Raw genomic sequence first — 17,417 nt, forward strand, 5'->3', positions numbered from 1 at the left:
AGGAGGTGAGGGTGTCCCAGATCGACGGCGAGCCCGGAGTGCAGGACTTCGTGGAGGTCCGGCTGCCCGCGGCGGGTGCCTACCTCTCGGTCCTGCGAACAGCGACGGCCGGCCTGGCGGCACGGCTCGACTTCACCCTCGACGAGATCGAGGACCTGCGGATCGCGGTCGACGAGGCCTGCGCCATCCTGCTCCAGCAGGCGGTGCCCGGTTCCGTCCTGACCTGCGAGTTCCGGCTGGTCGGCGACTCGCTGAAGGTGACCGTCGCCGCCCCCACCACCGACGGGAAGGCGCCCGAACGGGACACCTTCGCCTGGACGGTGCTCTCCGCCCTGGCCGGCGAGGTCGACTCCTCGGTCGGCGAGGACAAGACCGTGTCGATCAGCCTGCACAAGAAGCGCGGCGGCCCCGTCGCCCACTAGCCGGGGCGTCGACCAGCACCGCACAAGGGCCGTCCGCCGGGTCCCCGATCAGGGGCCGGGCGGGCGGCGCCCGGTACCGCCCCCCACGCGGTACGACCAACGAGACGATGCCGGGGCCCGAGGGCCCCGGTGCTCCCGGAACGGAACGGGGGAATGGCCGTGAGTGATCTGGACCGTACCGGCCTCGCGACGGCGGGACCTGCCGTACCGACCCAGGCGAGCGTTCCTGGCCTCGCCGCCAACGACGATGCGCACCCGAAGGACGCCCACCGGATGAGCCACCCGACCGAGCCGACGTCTGAACCGTCGCCCGCATCCCCGCCCCCGTCCGATCCGGCGGACGAGGCCGCGGACCTGCGCACCGCGGTGCCCGTCCAGGCGCCGGCCCCGGCCCCGCACCGCTCGGGCGCGCCGGACCGCGAGGCGGCCCGCGCGCTGTTCGTCCGGCTGTCCGCGCTGCCCGACGGCTCCCCGGAGCGCGTCGAACTGCGCAACCAGCTGGTGCGGATGCACATCCCGCTGGTCGAGCACCTGGCCCGGCGGTTCCGCAACCGGGGCGAGCCGCTGGACGACCTGACCCAGGTCGCCACCATCGGCCTGATCAAGTCGGTGGACCGCTTCGACCACGAGCGCGGGGTCGAGTTCTCCACCTACGCCACGCCGACCATCGTCGGCGAGATCAAACGGCACTTCCGCGACAAGGGCTGGGCGGTCCGGGTGCCGCGCCGCCTCCAGGAGCTGCGGCTGTCGCTCACCACGGCGACCAGCGAGCTCTCCCAGCGGCACGGGCGCTCCCCCACGGTGCACGAGCTCGCCGAGCACCTGGGGATCTCCGAGGAGGACGTCCTGGAGGGCCTGGAGTCCGCCAACGCGTACTCCACGCTGTCCCTGGACGTCCCGGACAGCGACGACGAGTCGCCGGCCGTGGCGGACACCCTCGGCGCCACCGACGAGGCGCTGGAGGGCGTCGAGTACCGCGAGTCGCTCAAGCCGCTGCTGGCCCAACTGCCGCCCCGGGAGCAGAAGATCCTGGTGCTGCGGTTCTTCCGGAACATGACCCAGTCGCAGATCGCCGCCGAGGTGGGGATCTCCCAGATGCACGTGTCCCGCCTGCTGGCCCGGACCTTGGCCCAGCTGCGGGAGAAGCTCCTGGTGGAGGAGTAGGACTGACGGCCGCCCAGCCGGCGGCCGGCCCCCGGAGGCCCTGTGCGCTCAGCCCTCGTGCGACGCGTACAGGGCCTCCGTCGACTTCGGGCTCAGCAGCGCGCCGATGCCGACCAGCCCGAGCAGGCCGACCAGCACGCCGACGCCGATCATCGCGCCGCCGCTCTGCAGCATGTAGTACCCGATCGGCAGGCAGATCGAGTTGGTGAGCACGGCCGGGCTGCGGCCCCAGCGGCGCTCCTTGAGCAGCGCGCGGGCGGCCAGCACCGGCAGCACGCCGAGCAGCACGATGACCAGGCCGCCGAACTCGTTCAGGGCGAGCTGCTTGGACTGGCCGGACAGCGCGGACACCATGTCCCAGACGCCGACGACGGCCAGCGCGGCGCCCTCCAGGGCGGTGATGGCGGCGCCCACGGTCAGCGGCAGGGGGCGGGCCGGGGCCGCCGTGGGTACAGGTGCGGAGGATTCTGCGGTCACTCCAGCAGGGTAGCCGCCGGTTGGTCCGTACCGACCCGTAGGCTTTCCCCATGCGCGCTCTCCTGGTCGTGAACCACAAGGCCACCACCACCAGTGGCCGCACCAGGGACGTACTGATCCACGCGCTGCGCAGCGACCTCAAGCTGGAGGTGGCCGAGACGCAGTACCGGGGCCACGCCCGCGACCTGGCCCGCGAGGCCTCGGAGGACGGCACGGTCGACCTGGTGGTGGCGCTCGGCGGCGACGGCACCGTGAACGAGGTGGTGAACGGGCTGCTCACGCACGGCCCGGGCGAGAAGGTCCCGCGACTGGCCGTGGTGCCGGGCGGTTCGACCAACGTGTTCGCCCGCGCGCTGGGCCTGCCCAACGACCCGGTGGAGGCCACCGGCGCCCTGCTGTACGCGCTGGAGCACGGGAGCGAGCGGCCGGTCGGCCTGGGCAAGGCGATGACCGACGGACTGCCGGACCGCTGGTTCACCTTCACCGCCGGCCTGGGCTTCGACGCCGGGGTGGTCGGCCGGGTCGAGGAACAGCGCCGGTTGGGGCGCAAGTCCACCCACGCGCTCTACGTGGGGCAGGCGCTGCGGCACTACGTCACCCAGCGTGAGCAGCGTCGTTCCGGCCCGGTGGCCCTGGAACTACCGGGCCGCGAGGGCGTGCCGGGCCTGGCCCTGGCCATAGTCAGCAACACCTCGCCGTGGACGTTCCTCGGCAACCGCCCGGTGTACCCCTCACCGCTCGCCTCCTTCGACACCGATCTCGACGTCTTCGGGATCACCCGGATGACGGCGTTCGGCACCGTCCGAACGATCCGTCAGATCCTGCGGTCGTACGCCTCTTCGAGCGAAGGCGCCCCGCCGGCCGGCCCGTCCGGCAAGCACGTCGTCTCCTATCACGACGTCAGACACTTCACCTTGGTTTCAGAGGAACCGGCCCCGTTCCAGGTTGACGGGGACCACCTTGGAGACAGGAGTCGCGTCAGTTTCACAGGCGTACGGCGGGCACTGCGTGTGATTGTGTGACCGGAAGGGGGTTTCACCCTTCTTCTCGAACGCACAAGCCCCCTTCACTCCATAGAAGTACTGGCTGTGAGCTAGGCGACACCGAAGAATCAAAAATTCCTCCCTGAAGGGGGTTGTATCCGGGCCCGAGGTTTGCGAACCTCTACATGGCGATCGGGACGCATCGCAGCGACGGCAACCTCAGAACCTGGCGGGTGTCGACCGCGGGGCGTCCCTCGAATCGCCGAATCCCTCCCTAGCACAGACCACCCGGGCCCCGGCGGGCCTTTGGTCTCTTTTGCTGTTGCGGGATTCGTGAAAGCGTTCACATTCACAAGCCACATTCACAAGCCATCGATTATGCCGACCGGGTGACCCCCGCCGGCAGGAGGAGTTGGACGACCATGGACTGGCGCCACCGCGCTGTCTGCCGCGAAGAGGACCCGGAGCTGTTCTTCCCGATCGGGAACACCGGTCCTGCTCTGCTGCAGATCGAGGAAGCCAAGGCCGTGTGCCGCCGCTGTCCGGTCATGGAGCAGTGCCTGCAGTGGGCTCTTGAGACCGGCCAGGATGCCGGCGTCTGGGGCGGTATGAGCGAGGACGAGCGTCGCGCGATGAAGCGCCGTGCCGCCCGCAACCGCGCCCGCACCGCCTGATCACACGCCGTAACACCAGCAGTAACCGAAACACCGATCAACACATGATCAAAGGCTTCCCTGCACCTCCTGGTGAAGCCTTCCGCACAAAGGGCCTTGCCTGGCGAGGTCCCGCGACACCGGACCGTCCAGCCACTTGATACTGTTCACTTAGAGCAATATCGTGGAGCTGTGGCGCTCACCGTGTGCAACGCACGGGCGAGGTGTCGCACCACCCAGAGCCCCCGTTCCGGCCGACTCCCCCCGACGGCCGGAACGGGTTGAGAGGCCCTGTCGACCCACCCCCCCCCGGTCGACAGGGCCTCGTTTCTGTTTTCGCGCCCCGGTTTGTGTGCGCGCCCCGGCGCGCACACACCCTGGCACGCCCTCGCGCGGGCCGGCCCGCGCCGGGCTCGCGAGGTGGGCACCCGGCGTCTTCTCCGAACGCGCGCCCCCACCGCGCGCCTCGATGCACCTTTCCGCGGACCGCACACGGACCGCACCACGGACCGGGCGGTCGGCGGATCAGCGGACCGGGATCTCCAGGACCACCTTGGTGCCGCCGTCCGGACCGGCCACCATGTCGAAGGTGCCGCCCAACTCCCCGGTGGCCAGCGTGCGGACGATCTGCAGACCGAGGTTGCCGGCCGTCTGCGGGTCGAACCCCTCGGGCATGCCGCGGCCGTCGTCCTGCACCGTGATCAGCAGGAACTCCTCCGGCCGGGCACCGCCGTTCCAGCTGTCCGACCAGCCCGCCCCGGTCGCCGGGGCCCGCCCGCGCAGCGCGCTGACCTCCAGGTTCCCGGAGGCGGACGGGCCGAAGGCGTGCTCCAGCGCGTTCTGCAGCAGTTCGGTCAGCACCATCGACAGCGGGGTGGCCACCTCGGCGGACAGGATGCCGAAGCTGCCGCTGCGGCGGGTCGCCACCCGGCCGTCCTGGGACAGCTCCATCACCATCGCCAGCACCCGGTCGGCGATCTCGTCGAAGGCCACCTGCTCGTCCAGCGCCTGGGACAGCGTCTCGTGCACGATCGCGATCGAGCCGACCCGGCGCACCGCCTCGTCCAGCGCGGCCCGGCCGGCCTCCGACTCCATCCGGCGGGACTGCAGCCGCAGCAGGGCGGCGACGGTCTGCAGGTTGTTCTTCACCCGGTGGTGGATCTCCCGGATGGTGGCGTCCTTGGTCATCAGCTCGCGGTCGCGGCGGCGCAGTTCGGTGACGTCCCGGCAGAGCACCAGCGAACCGGTCAGCGTGCCCTTGGGCTTGAGCGGGATGGCCCGCAGGGTCACCACCCCGCCCTGCACCTCGACCTCGGTCTGCCGCGGCGCCCAGCCGCTCGCCAGCTTCACCAGCGCCTCGTGCACGGCCGCCCGTGAGGGCGGGACCAGTTCGGCGGTGGCCCGGCCCAGGTGGCTGCCGACCAGGTCGGTGGTGAGGCCGAGGCGGTGGTAGGCGGACAGGGCGTTGGGGCTGGCGTAGGTGACGATGCCGTCCGCGTCGAGCCGGATCAGGCCGTCGCCGACCCGGGGGGCGGCGTCCATGTCGATCTGCTCGACGCCGTGGAAGGGGAAGCTGCCGGCGGCGATCATCTGGGCCAGGTCGGAGGCGCTCTGCAGGTAGGTGAGCTCCAGCCGGCTGGGGGTGCGGACGGTCAGCAGGTTGGTGTTGCGGGCGATCACCCCGAGCACCTTGCCCTCGCGCCGGACCGGGATGGACTCGACCCGGACCGGCACCTCCTCGCGCCACTCCGGGTCGCCCTCGCGCACGATCCGGCCCTCGTCGAAGGCGGCGTCCAGCAGCGGTCGGCGCCCGCGCGGGACGAGGTGGCCGACCATGTCGTCCTGGTACGAGGTGGGGCCGGTGTTGGGCCGCATCTGCGCCACCGAGACGTAGCGGATGCCGTCCCAGGTGGGGATCCACAGGACCAGGTCGGCGAAGGAGAGGTCGGAGAGGAGCTGCCACTCCGAGACCAGCATGTGGAGCCATTCCACATCGGCCCCGGTCAGGGTGGTGTGGCGGCGGACGAGTTCGTTCAGCGAGGGCACATGGCGAGGGTAGCGCCGCCGGTCGGGGCGGGGCGCGGCGGACCGGGGAACGGATCACGCGCCGGGCCTGCGGCGGAGCCCACTGCCCGAAGTTGTCCAGACCAATTTGCGGAGCGGCCTGGACAACCCAGATTGGTCTAGTCCACAATGAAAGGGCACCAAGGAGAGGCCCACCGCGCAACTGCCCTGACCGCGCGAGGCCTTTCCTCGGTCGGACGCCGCCGAACGAGGACCCCGCACAGTTCTCGATCGACTCCGGCGACCGACGACAGCTCCGGGCTGCGGTGCCGCATGGGTTGAGGGTCCCGTGTCGGCGCCGTGGCCCGTAGTGCTTTCCGGGTGCGCCGAGCGCTGGGTGCGACGCGTTCCGGGGGCGCGACGCGTTCCGGGCGCTCCCCCGCCGAAGCCATGTTCCGCCGCTCGACGAGTCGGGCCCCCGTCCACAGGCTGTGGACGGGGGCCCGATCGCGTGGCGCCGCGCCTCAGTGCGTCTCGGTGACCTTGGCCAGGGCGCGCGGGGCGTCCGGGTCCTGGCCGCGGGCGATGGTGACCTCGTAGGCCAGCAGCTGCAGCGGGAGGATCTCCAGGATCGGCTGGACCTCCTCCGGCACGCCGGCCGGCAGCGCGAAGCCGGCCGAGGCGGCGTCCACCTGCGCCTGCTGGCCGACCACGACCAGGTCCGCGCCGCGACCGCGCAGGCGGTCCAGCACCGGCTGCAGGGCCTCGCCGCCCTTGCCGTCCGGGACGATCGCGATGACCGGCGAGACGTTGTCCACCATGGCCAGCGGGCCGTGCAGCAGGTCGGCGCCGGAGAACGGGGAGGCCGGGATGTAGGTGGTCTCCATCAGCTTCAGCGCCGCCTCGCGGGCGGTCGGGTAGCCGTAGCCGCGCGAGGTGATGACCAGGCGCTGGGCGAAGCGGTACCGCTCGGCCAGCGCCCTCACCTCGGCGTGGCGGGCCAGGACGCCGGCGGCCAGGCCGGGCAGGTCCTTGGCCGCCGCACCGTCGCCGCCGCGCAGGCCCTCGACCAGCAGGTAGAGCGCCAGCAGCTCGGCGGTGTAGGTCTTGGTGGCGGGCAGTGCCTTCTCCGGGCCGGCCAGCACGTCGATGTGGAACTCGGAGACCTCGGCCAGCGGCGAGGACGCGTTGTTGGTGACGGCGAGGGTGATCGCGCCGGCCTCGCGGGCGGCCTTGGTGGAGGCCACCAGGTCGGGCGAGCCGCCGGACTGGCTGACGGTGACGACCAGGACGTCGGTGAGGTCCGGCTTGGCGCCGTACGCGGTGGTGGTGGACATCGAGGTCAGGCCGGCCGGCTTGCCGAGCAGGATCTCGATCAGGTACTTGGCGTACAGCGCCGCGTTGTCGGACGTGCCGCGCGCGGTCAGCAGGACGAAGCGAGGGCTGCGGGCGGCGATCTCGGCCGCGATCTGGCGGATCTTCGGGGCACCCTCGTCGAGGATGCGCTGGAGGACGGCCGGCTGCTCGGCCATCTCCGCCGCCATGATCCGGCCGGGAACGGAAACAGTCTGCGGGTCGGACATCAGGATGTGCCTCCGATGAGATGGTTCGACCCCTCCGGGCAGGTTGCCCGGCGGGGACCTCTACGGCGGCGAGTCCGCACACTCGCTGCGGTGGTTTCCTGCCGCAATCCTACGGGGGCCGCCCCCGGCGGGCACACCCGAAGGCCCGCCCCGGACGGGACGGGACTTCGACGGCGGCGCGGGGTCAGGACGCCTTGTTGATCAGCTGGTCGATCGCGGCGTCGGCCTCCTTGGTGGCCTGGTCCACCGACTTGCCCTTGAGGATGCCGGTCAGCATGTCGGGCAGGATCTTCTGCTTCTCGATCGCGCCCCAGCCGGGGGCCAGCGGGGTGAACCAGGCGTCCGGCACCGCGTTGGCCGCCGCGGCGGTGGTCGGCTTGTTCTTCAGCGGGTTCAGCTGGGTGAGGTTGTTCGGCAGGATGTCCTTGTCGGCCAGCGTCTGCTGGGACTTGGTGCTGGTGAACATCCGCACCCAGTCGCTGGCCAGCTCGACCTGCGCGGACTTGGCGGTGACCGCGAGGTCGGAGCCGCCGATGAAGGTGGGCAGCGGCTTGCCGTCCGGGCCGGGCATGGTGGCCATCTTGACGGTGTCCTTGAGGCTCGGGTCGCCGGTGCCCGGCGCGACGACGCTGGCCGCCTCGTAGCCGTTGCCGTAGAAGGACCCGGCGCGCCCGCGGGCCATCGACTCGAACTGGTTCTGCTCGTTCACCGTCAGGTCGCCCTTGGTGTACTTGCGGACCAGGTCGACGAAGTGGCTGATGCCCTGCTGGGACTTGGCGTCGTGCAGGGTGCCGTGCCAGTTGCCGGAGCTGTCGAACTTGGCGATGCTGCCGCCGTACGCGGCCACGTAGCTCATCGCGGCGTACCAGTACGGGCCGGGCAGGTAGAGCGCGGAGTAGCTCTTGTCGGCCTTGTTCTTGTCGGCGACCTTGTCCAGGGCCGCCGTCAGGTCGGCCTCGGTCTTGGGGAACTCGGCGCTGCCGGTGGCCTGCTGGAAGGTCGAGGCGTTGTAGATGGCGACCCGGGCGCCGGCGTAGTAGGGCACGCACCAGAGCTTGTCCTGGTACGTACAGGTGTTGGCGAGCGCCTTGATCCAGCTGTCGGAGTTGTCGAAGGTGGTCCGGTCGACCGGGGCCAGCGCGCCGGAGAGCACGTACTTCATGGTCTCGGTGTTGCCGAGCTCGACCACGTCGGGCGCGGAGCCGTCGGCGATCGCCTTGTCGAGCTTGGTCACCTTGTCGGCCCAACCCTGGTAGGCGAGCTTGAGGGTGACGTTCGGGTACTTCGCCGCGAACTGGTCGTTGACCTGCTGCACCAGGTCGGGCCAGTTCTTCTGGGCGTCGTCCATCAGCCAGACGGTGACGGTGCCGCTCGCGGCCTTCGGGTCGGCGCCGGGGCTCTTGCCGTCCTTCGACGCCGTACCGGCCGATGAACAGGCCGTCAGCCCGATCGCCAGCGCAGTGATTCCGAACGTCGACATGAGCTGACGCTTCTTCACGCCATCCTCCGAGGGTGCTAGAGCCGTGTTGCCCGCCGCCAGCGTGATGGCGCCCGCAACGGAGGGTCCGGGCAGGGGCGAAGAGCTTCGGGGAGGGCCGATACCACATCCGGTGAGGTTGAATTTCGAACCGGATGACTGGACTCTGGCCTAGACCATAGGTGGTGTCAACGGCCAAATGGCCTCGTCGCCACGGCCGTTGCAGAGCTGTTGTACCCCGTGGCGATCAGTCGCCGTACCGTCACCCTAAGTGGGACTTAAGGTGGATTTAAGGCCCACTTGAGGGAGCACGGTCACCTGGTGAATCCGCAGGTCAACGGCGGGGAAACGGAACGGGCCCGCCATGCGACATGCGCATGACGGGCCCGTCGGCCGACGCCTCCCGGACACTCCCGGTGACGCCCCCCTCGGTCTCAGCCGATGGCTCCCGGCTGCCCGGTGAGCACCTCCACGGCCGCCAGCCCGCAGACCCGGGCGGCGCCGTGGGTGGCGATGTAGAGCGCGCCGACCGGCTCGGACTGCGGCAGCCCCATCTCGACCACCGCGGCGTCCGGCCGGGCCGCCACCAGGCGGCCCAGCGCGGCGGACATCCAGGCGTGCCGGTGCGCGTCCCGGACCACCAGCACCAGGCGGCGGCCCTCGGCGCCGGCCACCAGCTCGGCGACCAGGGCGTCCAGCAGCTCGGGGGCGGCCTCGGCCGCCGAGACCGCGCGGGTGCGGGTGCCGGGGAAGCGGTCGGCCAGCATGCCGGCCACGCCCCACGGGGTGACGTCGCCGACGGCGATGTTCGGCTCGTCCGAGAACGAGGCCACGAACGGACGCTCGGACACCGGCTGCGGCTCGTGGCCCGGCTCCCGGACCACCTTCAGCGCCCGGCGGGCGGCCCGCAGGCCGACCGCGAGGTCCGGCTCCGGCCGCTCGCCCTGGGCCGAGATCCGGCCCCAGCTGCCGAGCGAGCGGACCCGGGCGGCGGCGTCCGCCAGCCGCTCCTCGGAGAGCACGCCGGCCCGCACGCCCGCCACGATGGCGTCGCGCAGCATCAGCACGGTCTCCTCGTCGGCCAGCCCGCCGCCGACGCAGATCGCGTCCGCGCCGGCCGCCAGGGCCAGCACGGTGCCGTCGCCCATCCCGAAGGTGTCGGCGATGGCACCCATCTCGATCGCGTCGCTGACGATCAGGCCCTGGTAGCCGAGGCCGCCGTCGGCCGGGGCCGCGCGCAGCAGGTCGCGCAGCACGAGCGGGCTGAGGGTGGCCGGCAGCTTCGGGTCGAGCGCCGGGATCATGATGTGGGCGGTCATCACGGCCTTGGTGCCGGCCGCGATCGCCGCCTGGAACGGGATCAGGTCGCGCGAGCGCAGCACGTCCAGGTCGACGTCGATGACCGGCAGCCCGTGGTGCGAGTCGACGGCGGTGTCGCCGTGGCCGGGGAAGTGCTTGGAGCAGGCGGCCACGCCGGCCGACTGGAGACCCTCCACCCAGGCGGCGGTGTGCCGGGCGCACAGCTCCGGGTCGGCGCCGAAGGAGCGGACGCCGATGACCGGGTTGCGCGGGTTGGAGTTGACGTCCGCGGTGGGCGCCCAGTTGTAGTTGACGCCGGCCGCGGCCAGCGCCCGGCCCAGCTCGCGGGCGACGTCCCGGGTCAGCGCCGGGTCGTCGATCGCGCCGAGCGCGAGGTTGCCGGGCCAGGACGAGCCGGAGCCCGCCTCCAGCCGGGTGACGTCGCCGCTCTCCTCGTCGATGGCGATCAGGAGGTCGGGGTTCTCCTCGCGCAGCGCCTTGGTGAGCTTGGCGAGCTGGTCGAGGTCGACCACGTTGCGGTCGAACAGCGCGACCGAGCCGAGCCCGGCGGCGAGGTGGCGGCGCAGCCACTGCGGCGGCTCGGTGCCGACGAAGCCGGGCTGCAGGACGGTCAGGGCGTCGCGGTGCAGCTGGTCGCTGACCGGGGCGGTGGGGACGAGGATGCTCACGTTTCTCAGCCCTTCACGGCGCCGTCGGTCAGTCCACCGACCGCCTTGCGCTGCAGGAAGACGAACAGGATCAGCACGGGGATGGCGAACATCGTGGACGCCGCCATGGTGGCGCCCCAGTCGTTGCCGAAGGCGGTCTTGAAGGACGACAGCCACAGCGGGAGGGTCTTGCCCTCCTCCTTGTTGAGGATCAGGACGAGCGGGAACTCGTTCCACGCGGTGATGAAGCCGAACAGCGAGGTCGACATCAGACCGGGGGCCAGCAGCGGGAAGATCACCTTCACGAAGGCCTGGGAGCGGGTGCAGCCGTCCACCATGGCCGACTCCTCCAGCTCCTTCGGCACCGCCGCGATGAAGCTGCGCAGCGTCCAGATGGTGAAGGGCAGCACCATCATCATGTAGAAGAAGGTCAGCGGCACGAGGCTGTTCAGCATCTCGTTGTCGCGCGAGATCATGTAGACCGCGATGGTCATGACCTCCCACGGCGCCATCTGCGCGACCATGACGACCAGCACGAAGGCCTTGCGGCCGCGGAACTTCATCCGGGCGATGGCGAAGGCCGCGAGGGTCGCGATCACCAGCGAGATCAGCACCGCGCCGATGGTGGCGATGAGGCTGTTGGTGACGTACGTCCAGAAGTTGGGCGCGTTGATCGCGGTGGTGAAGTGGTCGAGGGTCCCGTTGAACGGGATGAAGACCGGCGTCTTGCTGATGATGTCGTTGTCCTGCTTGAAGGCAGTCGCGATCATCCAGTAGACGGGGAAGATGAAGAAGACGAAGAGGACGACCGCGATCACGTTCGGCCAGGTACGTCCGATGAGCGAGCGCCTCACAGCTCGTCCTCCTGCTTGATCATGATGCGGAAGTAGTACGCCATCATCGCGCCCAGCATCAGGATGGTGAGCACCGCGATCGCGGAGCCGATGCCGTAGTGCTGCCCGGACGAACCCTCCAGGAAGGCGTGCACGGGCAGGGTGCGGGTCAGGTTCTCGGGGCCGCCGCCGTTGATCGCGTACACCTGGGTGAAGGCCTTGAAGACCCAGATGATCTCCAGGAACGTCGTGGCCAGGAAGAACGGCTTCAGGTTGGGGAAGATCACCGAGCCGAAGATCTTGGACGCGCCGGCGCCGTCCATCCGGGCGGCCTCGTAGAGCTCCTTGGGGATGGTGGTCAGTCCGGCGTACATGTTGAACGCCACGAAGGGGACCGACTGCCAGACGATCAGCAGGATCACCACGAAGAAGGTCGAGTACTGGTCGCTCATCCAGTTGTAGTCGGCCATCGCGTGCCAACCCAGCTTGTCCAGGAACCAGTTGACGACACCCCACTGCTGGTCGAACAGCCAGGTGTAGACGGTGGTCGCGGCGACCACGGGCATCGCCCAGGCCATCAGCAGCCCGACCGAGAGGAGCAGCCGCATCCGCTTGCCGAGGCGGTTGAGCAGCAGGCCGATCAGGGTGCCGCCGACCATGATCAGCACGACGTTGACCAGGGTGAAGACGACGGTGCGCCCGGTGACCGCCCAGAAGTCCGGGTCGGTCAGCTGATCCTTGTAGTTGTCGAAGCCGTTCCACTCGGTCAGGTGCTGGACGAACTGGCGCTTGTTGAGGTTCTGGAACGACAGCAGGACCGTCTTCACCAGCGGCCAGCCGAGCAGGGCGACGGTCGCCACAGTGGCGGGCAGCAGCAGCAGGTACGGTGCCAGGCGTGCGCCGAGGCTCGGCCCGCCCGCGGGTCTGGCGCCCTTGCGGGGGGTGCCGTTGGCGCCACCACCGGCGGCACTCGTCTCAATTCCGGCCACGGCAGCCTTCCCTGAATCCGGGGACTGCGTCTGCACCCGCTCCGAATGCACAGCCATCGTTCTCACTTCCTCACAACCCGAACCACGACGGACAGGCGTCGCTCACCGACCCCCCGCCGGGGGTCGGTGAGCGACGCCGCTCGGTGCCTACTGCTTCTGGTTGAGCCGCTTCGCGATCTCGTCGTCGTACTTCTTCGCGGTGGCCGCGTAGTCGCCACCCTGGAGGGCGGCGGTCAGGAACTCCTTGATCGGGTTCGGCTTGTCCTCGACGCTCGCCCAGTTCGGGGTGATCGGGGTGACCGCGCCGACCGCCGAGGCGGACTGGGCGGCCTTCGCGAAGTCGCCGGTGAGCTGGCTGTTCAGCGCCGCCTTGTTCGGGATGTTGCCGGCGGCGGCGACCGCGCCCTCGTTCTTGTCGTTGAGGGCGATCTTCAGGAAGTCCTTGGCCATGTCGGTGTTCTTGCTCTGCGCACCGATCGCCAGGTTCGAGCCGCCGAGGAAGACGCCGGAGGGCTTGTCAGCGGTCTTGCCCGGGAGCGGGAAGAAGCCGATCTTGTCCTTCGCCATGTCCTTCTCCGCCGGGAGCTCCCAGCCGAGGGCGATCATGGTGCCGACGTTGCCCTTGCCGAAGACGTCCTTCTGCTGCGGGGTGGCCTCGTCCTTGTCCTTCGGACCGGTGGCCGAGTAGCCCTGCAGCTTCTTGTAGGTCTCGAAGGCCTTCTGCGCCTCGGGCGAGGACAGGCCGCCGACCCACTTGTCGCCGTCCTTCTTGGCGATCTTGCCGCCCTCACCGGTGAGCAGGCCGAAGTAGGTGTACCACTCCTGACCCGGCAGGTAGATCGGGTCGACGACGCCCTCGGTGGCCTTCAGCTTGTCCAGGTCGGCGTAGAACTCGTCCAGGGTCTTCGGCGCGTCGGTCAGCTGGGCCTTGGCCCAGAGGTCCTTGTTGTAGGCGACGACGCGGTTGGAGACCCACCACGGGGCGGCGAACTGCTTGCCGTCCAGCTGGGCGGCCTCGTTCTGGTTGGCGTTCCAACCGTCGCCGCCCAGGGCGGACTTGTCCTTGGTGATGTCGAGCAGGCCGCCCGAGGCGGCGTAGCCGGAGGTCTGGGTGTTGCCGAGCTCGACGACGTCGACCGAGCCCTCGGACAGCGCGGCGGTCACCTTCTGACCGATGCCGTCCCACTCCTGGATCTGGAAGTCGACCTTGGAGCCCGGGTAGGTGGTCTCGAACTCGCTCTTGACCGCGTCGGTCCAGCCCTTCGGGGCGGAGCCGGTCATCAGCCACACCTTCAGCGTCTTGCCGCTGTAGTTCTTGGCGCCCGCCGCGGACGACGAGTTCGAACCGGCGTTGTCCTTGCTCTTGCCGTCCGAGCCACAGGCCGCCAGGCCGACGACCATTGCTGCGACGCCGACCGCCGCGATGAGCTGACGCTTCACGCCATCCTCCTGAGGGATGCCTGGGTTACCCCCGTCGGGCGGCAGCGGCAGACCCACGTAAAGCGGGGGGAAAGGTGCCGCGGACCCCTTCGAGCGGGTGGGGGGATTCATAGTGTCCGGCCTAGTGGTGTAGACCAGATGCCTGGAGCTTGGCCTAGACCAATGGGCCTGTCAACGGCTGTTCGACCGATCCGGACCACCCGTTATCAAGCCGACACCGCACATCGTTCATCGCGTGATGAGGTATTCGTTCCGTAGCCATACATGCAACGATGTCACCCGTTAACTATGTGGCGGGGCCCGTAAAGGCGCCGCGAGAAGCGGGAGAACAGGTCCGATGAGCAGCGACGGGGGAACCACCGCCCAGGTCAACGACCCCGAGGTGAAAAACCTCCCGACGCAGGCCGGCGCCGACCCGACCGCACGCGTCCCCAAGTACTACGGTCTCAAGCGCCACCTGCTCCAGCTCACCGAGACCCAGCCCGCCGGCACCCCCGTCCCGCCCGAGCGCGCGCTGGCCGCCCAGTTCGACACCTCCCGCACCACCGTGCGCCAGGCGCTGCAGGAACTGGTCGTCGAGGGCCGGCTGGAGCGCATCCAGGGCAAGGGCACCTTCGTCGCCAAGCCCAAGGTCGCCCAGGCCCTCCAGCTCACCTCCTACACCGAGGACATGCGGGCCCAGGGCCTGGAGCCCGCCTCGCGGCTGATCGAGATCGGCTACATCACCGCCGACGACCGGCTCGCCCCGCTGCTCGACATCAAGCCCGGCGGCCGGGTGCTGCGGATCGAGCGCCTGCGGCTGGCCAACGGCGACCCGATGGCCATCGAGGTCGCCCACCTGTCCGCCAAGCGCTTCCCCGCGCTGCGGCGCAACCTCGCCAAGCACAACTCGCTGTACGCGGCGCTGCGCGAGGTGTACGGGGTCACCGTGGCCGAGGCCGAGGAGACCATCGAGACCACCCTCGCCAACCCGCGCGAGGCCGGCCTGCTCGGCTCCGACCTCGGGCTGCCGATGCTCCAGCTCTCCCGGCACTCCTTCGACGCCGACGGCGACCCGGTGGAGTGGGTCCGCTCGATCTACCGCGGCGACCGCTACAAGTTCATCACCCGGCTCAAGCGCCCCGAGTAGTCCGGGCGGAGCAGGGCGGGGCGGAGCAGTCCGGGCGAGGCAGTCCGGGCGGGGCACTCCCCCCGCGCACCACGGGCACCGGCGCGCGCGACCCGCGCGCCGGTGCCCGTTCGCGTCACGGGAGGGGCAGTACCGGTCGAATGCGACCGGATGCCGTCCGGATGGCGGGAAGTTGCACCGACCCCGGTGACATGGATCACTCCATGCCCTAGATTGCGCAGCCGTACTGACTGTCGATCACCGATGGTGCTGCTCGGCGGGTTCGCGGGGGCGTGCGGTGCCCCGCGGGCTGCGGCGCCGACGGGGAGAACCCTCCGGAGCGGAGCCGAAGATGCCGTCTGATCCCGATACCGTCGAACCTGTCATGCCCGAGCCACCCGGGGACCGGGTGCCCGCCGTGACCCCCGAACGGGTGCTGGCCGGGCTCGCCCTGCTCGTGCCGATCGTCGCGATGCTGTGGGTGTCCTCGTACGACAAGACCGACCCCGGCGTCGGCGGGGTGCCGTTCTTCTACTGGTACCAGCTGCTCTGGGTGCCGGTGTCGGCGGTGTTCACCGTGGCCGCGTACCTGCTGATCAACCGGGACGAGAAGGCCCGCAAGGCGGCGCGGAAGGCGGGTGGCGCGCGATGAGCCACGTCAACGTGCCGGCCCTCACGGTCTTCGTGCTGTTCTTCGTCCTGGTCACCGTGATGGGCTTCCTCGCCGCCCGCTGGCGGCGCGCGGACGACGCGGCGCACCTGGACGAGTGGGGCCTGGGCGGCCGCAGCTTCGGGACCTGGGTCACCTGGTTCCTGCTCGGCGGCGACCTCTACACCGCGTACACCTTCGTCGCCGTCCCGGCCGCGGTCTACGCGACCGGTGCGGCGGGCTTCTTCGCGGTGCCGTACACGATCGTCGCCTACCCGCTGGTCTTCCTCTTCCTGCCCCGGCTGTGGTCGGTCTCCCGGGTGCACGGGTACGTCACCCCCGCCGACTTCGTCCGCGGCCGGTACGGCTCGCGGCCGCTCTCCCTGGTCGTCGCGCTGACCGGGATCCTGGCCACCATGCCGTACATCGCGCTCCAACTCGTCGGCATCCAGGCGGTGCTGGACGTGCTGGGCGTCGGCGGCGGCGAGAACGCCAACTGGTTCGTCAAGGACCTGCCGCTGTTCCTCGCCTTCGGCGTGCTGGCCGCGTACACCTACTCCTCCGGGCTGCGCGCCCCGGCGCTGATCGCCTTCGTCAAGGACGCCCTGATCTACATCGTGATCATCGTCGCGGTGATCTACATCCCGATCCGGCTCGGCGGCTACGGGCACATCTTCGACGCGGCCGCGCACAAGTTCAGCGCCCCCAAGTCCGCCGGCTCGCTGACCCTCCCGGGCGACAAGCAGTGGACGTACGCGACGCTGGCGCTGGGCTCGGCGATGGCGCTGTTCATGTACCCGCACTCGGTGACCGGCGTGCTGGCCTCCAAATCCCGCGGCACGGTGCGCCGCAACATGGCGATCATGCCCGCGTACTCACTGATGCTGGGCCTGCTGGCGCTGCTCGGCTTCATGGCCATCGCGGCGGGCGTCGGCAAGGGCGACAAGAAGTTCAACGCCCAGCTGTCCGTGCCGCAGCTGTTCGCCGACATGTTCCCGGACTGGTTCACCGGCGTGGCCTTCGCGGCGATCGGGATCGGCGCGCTGGTGCCGGCCGCCATCATGTCGATCGCGGCGGCCAACCTGTTCACCCGCAACGTCTACAAGGAGTGGCTGAAGCCCGCCGCCACCCCGGCCGACGAGACCCGGATCGCCAAGCTGGTCTCGCTGCTGGTGAAGGTCGGCGCGCTGGTCTTCGTGCTCGGCATGGACAAGCAGGCCGCGATCAACCTCCAGCTGCTCGGCGGCCTGTGGATCCTGCAGACCTTCGTGGCGATCGTCGGCGGCCTGTTCACCCGCTGGTTCCACCACTGGGCGCTGTTCGCCGGCTGGGCGGCCGGCATGGCCTACGGCACCTGGAAGGCCTACGGCATCGCGAGCCCCGCCACCAAGCACTTCGGCGGCAACGCGGCCGCGATCCCCGGCATCGGCGAGATCGGCTACATCGGCCTGACCGCCTTCGCGCTCAACCTGATCGTCGCCGTGGCGCTCACCCTGGTGCTGCGCGCGGTCAAGGCGCCCGAGGGCCCGGACGAGACCAGGCCCGCCGACTACAGCGCCGAGGCCGGCGACGAGGAGCCGAAGAACGCGCCGGAGCCCGTAGCGGCGCACTGATTCGCGCCGCACGCGCCCTGTGATCGCGCCGCCCTCTCCGTGAACACTGGAGAAG

The 17,417-nt window shown here is 70.2% G+C and carries 15 protein-coding genes; 7 read left to right on the forward strand and 8 right to left on the reverse strand.

Features of this window, described 5'->3' with window-relative positions; all coding sequences use genetic code 11:
• Nucleotides 1-11 precede the first annotated feature (11 nt).
• Nucleotides 12-422, forward strand: coding sequence for an ATP-binding protein (locus tag ABT015_RS16095; RefSeq protein WP_350879653.1), 411 nt, complete (start codon nucleotides 12-14; stop codon nucleotides 420-422).
• A 159-nt stretch (nucleotides 423-581) separates the two neighbouring features.
• Nucleotides 582-1,586: an RNA polymerase sigma factor SigF gene (locus tag ABT015_RS16100; protein WP_350879654.1), complete on the forward strand. Its 1,005-nt coding sequence runs from the start codon at nucleotides 582-584 to the stop codon at nucleotides 1,584-1,586.
• Nucleotides 1,587-1,634: 48 nt separating this feature from the next.
• Here ABT015_RS16100 and ABT015_RS16105 read toward each other — a convergent pair whose 3' ends face one another.
• Entirely contained in the window at nucleotides 1,635-2,063 is a 429-nt protein-coding gene (locus tag ABT015_RS16105) for a hypothetical protein (RefSeq protein ID WP_350879655.1), read from the reverse strand.
• A 50-nt stretch (nucleotides 2,064-2,113) separates the two neighbouring features.
• On the opposite strand from ABT015_RS16105, the gene ABT015_RS16110 reads away from it, so the two are divergent.
• Together ABT015_RS16110 and ABT015_RS16115 are read left to right on the forward strand one after the other, a co-directional pair.
• Entirely contained in the window at nucleotides 2,114-3,085 is a 972-nt protein-coding gene (locus tag ABT015_RS16110; RefSeq protein ID WP_063347858.1) for a diacylglycerol/lipid kinase family protein, read from the forward strand.
• Nucleotides 3,086-3,468: 383 nt separating this feature from the next.
• Nucleotides 3,469-3,720, forward strand: coding sequence for a WhiB family transcriptional regulator (locus ABT015_RS16115; protein ID WP_014138019.1), 252 nt, complete (start codon nucleotides 3,469-3,471; stop codon nucleotides 3,718-3,720).
• Between the two features lie 504 nt (nucleotides 3,721-4,224).
• Here ABT015_RS16115 and ABT015_RS16120 read toward each other — a convergent pair.
• The 7 genes from ABT015_RS16120 to ABT015_RS16150 all read right to left on the reverse strand — a co-directional run bounded on the left by ABT015_RS16120 (nucleotide 4,225) and on the right by ABT015_RS16150 (nucleotide 13,992).
• A complete protein-coding gene (locus tag ABT015_RS16120; RefSeq protein WP_350879656.1) occupies nucleotides 4,225-5,745 on the reverse strand; it encodes a sensor histidine kinase in 1,521 nt (506 codons plus the stop codon).
• Between the two features lie 482 nt (nucleotides 5,746-6,227).
• Nucleotides 6,228-7,286, reverse strand: coding sequence for an SIS domain-containing protein (locus ABT015_RS16125; RefSeq protein ID WP_350879657.1), 1,059 nt, complete (start codon nucleotides 7,284-7,286; stop codon nucleotides 6,228-6,230).
• A 184-nt stretch (nucleotides 7,287-7,470) separates the two neighbouring features.
• Nucleotides 7,471-8,766, reverse strand: coding sequence for an extracellular solute-binding protein (locus tag ABT015_RS16130; protein WP_350879658.1), 1,296 nt, complete (start codon nucleotides 8,764-8,766; stop codon nucleotides 7,471-7,473).
• A gap of 431 nt (nucleotides 8,767-9,197) precedes the next feature.
• A complete protein-coding gene (locus tag ABT015_RS16135) occupies nucleotides 9,198-10,751 on the reverse strand; it encodes a glycoside hydrolase family 3 protein (protein ID WP_350879659.1) in 1,554 nt (517 codons plus the stop codon).
• A gap of 5 nt (nucleotides 10,752-10,756) precedes the next feature.
• Nucleotides 10,757-11,584, reverse strand: coding sequence for a carbohydrate ABC transporter permease (locus ABT015_RS16140; RefSeq protein ID WP_350879660.1), 828 nt, complete (start codon nucleotides 11,582-11,584; stop codon nucleotides 10,757-10,759).
• Entirely contained in the window at nucleotides 11,581-12,609 is a 1,029-nt protein-coding gene (locus ABT015_RS16145) for a carbohydrate ABC transporter permease (protein WP_350879661.1), read from the reverse strand. Before ABT015_RS16145 ends, ABT015_RS16140 begins: the two co-directional genes overlap by 4 nt.
• 90 nt (nucleotides 12,610-12,699) lie before the next feature.
• Nucleotides 12,700-13,992: an extracellular solute-binding protein gene (locus ABT015_RS16150; protein ID WP_350879662.1), complete on the reverse strand. Its 1,293-nt coding sequence runs from the start codon at nucleotides 13,990-13,992 to the stop codon at nucleotides 12,700-12,702.
• 337 nt (nucleotides 13,993-14,329) lie between these two features.
• Here ABT015_RS16150 and ABT015_RS16155 point away from each other — a divergent pair, with 337 nt between their 5' ends.
• The 3 genes from ABT015_RS16155 (at nucleotide 14,330) to mctP (ending at nucleotide 17,362) form a co-directional block, all read left to right on the forward strand.
• Entirely contained in the window at nucleotides 14,330-15,121 is a 792-nt protein-coding gene (locus ABT015_RS16155) for a GntR family transcriptional regulator (protein ID WP_244293370.1), read from the forward strand.
• A gap of 364 nt (nucleotides 15,122-15,485) precedes the next feature.
• Nucleotides 15,486-15,752: a DUF3311 domain-containing protein gene (locus ABT015_RS16160; RefSeq protein ID WP_350879663.1), complete on the forward strand. Its 267-nt coding sequence runs from the start codon at nucleotides 15,486-15,488 to the stop codon at nucleotides 15,750-15,752.
• Nucleotides 15,749-17,362, forward strand: coding sequence for a monocarboxylate uptake permease MctP (mctP, locus tag ABT015_RS16165; RefSeq protein ID WP_350879664.1), 1,614 nt, complete (start codon nucleotides 15,749-15,751; stop codon nucleotides 17,360-17,362). The genes ABT015_RS16160 and mctP overlap by 4 nt, the downstream gene beginning before the upstream one ends.
• Nucleotides 17,363-17,417 lie beyond the last annotated feature (55 nt).

It is taken from the genome of Kitasatospora sp. NPDC094016 (assembly GCF_040304045.1).
Taxonomy (GTDB): domain Bacteria; phylum Actinomycetota; class Actinomycetes; order Streptomycetales; family Streptomycetaceae; genus Kitasatospora.